Source organism: Paracoccus mangrovi, assembly GCF_042648425.1.
GTDB classification, from domain to species: Bacteria; Pseudomonadota; Alphaproteobacteria; order Rhodobacterales; family Rhodobacteraceae; genus Paracoccus; species Paracoccus mangrovi.
In genome coordinates, this window is the sequence record NZ_JBHRXJ010000036.1 from 1 (window position 1) to 4384 (window position 4384).

Sequence of the window (4384 nt, forward strand, 5' to 3'; positions counted from 1 at the left end):
AAACGCGCCCCTCGCAGCCGTCAACGCCATGATTTATATGCGAAATATCACGATTACGACAGCGAAATCAGCGACTTACTTGGAGAATGTGGGTCGACTCGCTGTGCCCGTGCGCGCAGCATTATTATGCTCATCGCCGCCGTCGTCCAATAGGTCCCCGCGGGCCTTGCGGGCGAATCCTTGTGCGAACGCGCATTAAACCTGTGCGCCCCGATATAGGTTGTACGGATCAGGATGGCGGAGATTGCGCCAATCCCCAACGCCCACCGCCGCTGATGATGATTCGGTGTTCGTTCAGATCGGTGCCTTATGCCGCCCGCCCATTCTGGAATCGGCCCCTTAAAGACTATCCCGTCACAGCACTTTGCCGGGGTTCATCAGTCCCGAGGGATCCAGAGCCTGCTTGATTTGCCGCATCAGGGCGATTTCGGATGGGCTGCGCGAATAGGAAAGATAATCGCGTTTCAGAGTGCCGATGCCATGTTCGGCCGAAATCGAGCCGCGCATCTCGCGCACCTTGTCATAGATACAGGTTTCCACATCGTGGATAAGCTGGCTGTCGCCGCTATCGGGAATATCAAGCGCGATATGCAGATTGCCATCGCCCGCATGCCCGTAAAAGAGTGCGCGCACATTCCTGAATCGCGCCGTGATCGCCTGTTTGCATTCGGTCACGAATCGCTCCATCTGATTCAGGCTGATACTGATATCAAGATTGATCAGATGCGGCATCGCCTCGTAAATCTTGTCCCCCTCACGCACGGCCCAGAAACGCGCGGATTCCCGCGAGGATTGTGCAACAAGAGCATCCGCAAGGATGTTTTCTTCAAACATCCGGGCCAGAAATGCCTCGAAATCGGCGTCGCCGGTTTCGCGGTCCATCGTTTCTAATTCGATGATCACCGCAAAGGCCGGAGCAGGTTTCATTAAAACCCCTTCGAGATCCTGAAGCAGATCGAAATAATCGCCCCACATCAGTTCGAATGCCGAAAGGCCGGGTAAATCCTGCCTCGCGTGATGCAGTAACTGCATCACATCATCAAATCCATTGAGCGCGCAAAGCGCGGTCTGGCGCGCCATCGGCAGGGGGCGCAATCTGATCACCGCGCGGGTGATGACGCCCAATGTTCCCTCGGAACCGGCGAAGAGTTTCGCGATATCATAGCCCGTATTGTTTTTGATCATGCCGCCGAGATCGGAAATGATCGTCCCATCCGCCAACACGACCTCGAGCCCCAACAGGTTTTCGCGCGTCATTCCGTATCTAAGCACCCGAATGCCGCCGGCATTCGTCGCGACGACCCCACCGATCTGGCAACTGCCCCTGGCGCCAAGATCGATCGGCAGCATCAATCCGCAATCCTCGGCCGCCTTTTGTGCGTCCTGCAAAATCGTGCCGGCCCGGACGGTCATTGTCATCGACACCGGATCAATGTTTTCCACCCCGCTGAACGCGTCGAGCGACAGCGCGACATCCTGCGCGCGCGGGCAGGCGCCCCCGGCAAGCCCGGTCATGCCGCCCTGGGGCACGACGGTGCGTCCATGCCGGGCGCAGATGCGCAGGGCTTCCGACACGGCCTCTGACGTGCGCGGTCGCAGCAGAATGCCGGGTTTGTTCCGGCCGCTGCGGCTCTCGTCGGACATCGCGCGATCGGGGATGTCATCCCCGATCAGCACGCATTCACTGCCGATGGCCAAGGCCAGCTCTGATGCCAGCGGTTCTTGCGAAGTCGAGTTTGTCTTGGCTGATGTCATTTTTTCCGAACCACGAGAGTTTCAGTGAGCGCGGCCAGCAAGGCGCCGGATTGCCGACGCGCTGGCACCGTTCCGGGGGGATGTGACTGTCGCCGAAAGCGCCCCCTCCCGGGCACGAACTGCAAACGTTGTTCACCAATATTCCCCCCTATGCAATAGTGAACCGGTTCGTGAGCGCAGGAGGTTACGGTGTCGCGTATTCCGTCAATTCAGGCATTGAAAGCCCTTGAAAGTTTTTCCCGCAACAAGACCGTCTGGCAGACGGCCGAGGAACTCAACCTCACAAGATCGGCGATCAGCCATCAGCTGCGCGGCCTTGAGGCGGACTTGCCTTTCACGCTGCTCAACCGTGTCGGAACCCAGGTCGAGCTGTCGCCCCAGGGCCTGCGCTATGCCGAAGATGTCCGGGCCGCGCTGCGCCTTCTGGTCAGTTCGGCGGCGCGAAATGCTGATGATGACGTGATCGGTCCACTGACCATAAGTTGTGAGCCGAGTTTTGCCTCGGCGTGGTTGTGCAACAATATCGGACGCTTTGCCGCGCAATATGAGGGGTTGGATCTGACCATCGTGACGTTGCCGAAAACCGGTAATATGAAAGCTTATGGCGCTGATATATATATAACTTTTCTGGGTGGCGACATGGATGACATGGAGACGTTCCATATGGCCGATGTGGTCACTTCGCCCATGTGCAGCCCGTCATTCCTGAACGCGACCGGCCGCAACCTACAGGTGCAGGACCTGTTGCGGATGCCGCTTTTGCATCATGCCGACTTTACCGACTGGTCCAACTGGTTTCAGTTTTCGGGCCTGCCGACCCATGCCAGTCGCCGGGGCATTGTCTTTTCCGACATGCATCTTGTCTATGCCGCGGCGATGTCGGGACAGGGGGTCGCGCTTGGCGATATCGGGTTGGCCGGGACGTTTCTTGGCGATGGCAAGCTGGTGCGTCCCTTCGGTCAGACCGCGCGGGACGGCCGTGCCTATTATTGCGCTGTTCCCTATAGCTTGCTGGAAAAACCTGCCGTTGCGGTGTTCATGAACTGGCTCAGACTCGAGCGTCAGATCGCGCGGGATACCCCGCATACGGCATGATGCGGATGGGGCAACGACAAATGAAATTTGTCGAAGCCGTGAAATTCTATCATTTGCATTGATCGGCGAAGCACATGACTGTCGAGGTCCAACAAAGAATGCCATTGGCAAAATGGGGGTTGCGTGGACATTTCGAAGGCGGGCGAGCTGGGAGCAGCTAACGTCTCAAAGCACTATGGCGCATTTCGCGCGCTGGACGATGTTTCCCTGACTATTCAGCAGGGCGAATTCCTGACTCTGCTTGGGCCATCCGGATCGGGTAAGACCACCTTTCTGATGATCCTTGCCGGTTTCGAGATTGCGACATCGGGAAAATTATCCCTTAACGGCAATGACATGACCCAAATGCCTGCGGAGCAGCGGGGGTTCGGTATGGTATTTCAGGGCTATGCGCTGTTTCCGCATATGACGGTCGAACAGAACATCGCCTTTCCGTTGAAAGTGCGGGGACGCAGCCGCGACGAGATCAAGCGCCGGGTGGGCGAAATGATCGAAATCGTTGGTCTGGTCGGTCATGGGCATAAACGGCCCGCCGGCCTGTCCGGGGGGCAGCAACAGCGCGTTGCACTGGCGCGGGCGCTGGCCTGCGATCCGGCGGTGCTGTTGCTGGACGAGCCGTTCTCGGCGCTGGACAAGAACCTGCGCGTCCAGATGCAGGACGAGGTGCGCCGCCTGCATCAGCAGCTTGGAACGACCTTTGTTTTCGTGACCCACGACCAGTCAGAGGCGCTGGCCCTGTCCAGTCGGATCGCGATCTTCAACAAGGGTCAGCTTCAGCAGATCGATACGCCCGCACAGATCTATGAGCGTCCGCGTTCGCGGTTCGTTGCCGAATTTCTTGGCGAGATCAATCTCTTGCCGGTCAGCGGCGCGACCTCGTCCAATGCCGGTTACACGGCCGATTTCGAAGGCAGCCCGGTTCTGGTCGCCGATCGCGAACAGCCCGCCTCGGATACGCTGGCCATTCGCCCCGAGCATATGGAGCTGCACATCGCGCGCCCCGAGGGACCGAACGTGGTCGAAGGGCGGATCGTCGAGATGACCTATCTGGGCGGGGGCACGCAGGTGAAGATGGCGACGCCAGCCGGCACCACGCTCGCGCTGATGGTGCCGACGGCCAAGCTGTCATCGCGCATGACGCAAGGCTCTACCGTCTGGATGAGTTGGCAGGCAACGGACGGAATGTTCATTTAAGAACAGCATGTTGCCGCGGAAATAAATGGGGAGGAAATAATGGATAAGAATATCGTCGAAACGCATCTCGATCAGTCGGGGGAAACGGCTGGCGCTATGCGAATGTCGCGCCGCAAATTCGCGCAATTCGCGGTGCTGCTGGCGGGAACGTCGGCATTGGCGCTGAAAAGCGCGCCGGCCCTGGCCGAGGAAAAACAGCTGGTCTTCGTCAACTGGGGCGGTGACGCGGTCAAAGCCTATGACGGTGCATTTCCTAAACTTCTCTTGACCTCATTGGCTCGCCGACCAACAGAAAATGTCAAATTGTTGCTGACGGCTCGCACTTATAGGATGTCAGAAG

The 4384-nt window shown here is 58.4% G+C and carries 3 protein-coding genes and 1 pseudogene; 3 read left to right on the forward strand and 1 reads right to left on the reverse strand.

What is annotated here, in order from left to right; translation table 11 throughout:
* Positions 1-354 precede the first annotated feature (354 nt).
* Positions 355-1698 (reverse strand): FAD-binding oxidoreductase, encoded by a 1344-nt coding sequence (locus ACFOMH_RS20415; protein WP_377746767.1) that lies wholly within the window; start codon positions 1696-1698, stop codon positions 355-357.
* A gap of 273 nt (positions 1699-1971) precedes the next feature.
* Here ACFOMH_RS20415 and ACFOMH_RS20420 point away from each other — a divergent pair, with 273 nt between their 5' ends.
* The 3 genes and pseudogenes from ACFOMH_RS20420 to ACFOMH_RS20430 form a co-directional block, all read left to right on the forward strand.
* Positions 1972-2850, forward strand: coding sequence for a LysR substrate-binding domain-containing protein (locus tag ACFOMH_RS20420; RefSeq protein ID WP_374427544.1), 879 nt, complete (start codon positions 1972-1974; stop codon positions 2848-2850).
* A 123-nt stretch (positions 2851-2973) separates the two neighbouring features.
* Positions 2974-4044 (forward strand): ABC transporter ATP-binding protein, encoded by a 1071-nt coding sequence (locus ACFOMH_RS20425; RefSeq protein ID WP_377746769.1) that lies wholly within the window; start codon positions 2974-2976, stop codon positions 4042-4044.
* Positions 4045-4083: 39 nt separating this feature from the next.
* Positions 4084-4384: pseudogene (locus ACFOMH_RS20430) on the forward strand (hypothetical protein); the annotation flags it as partial.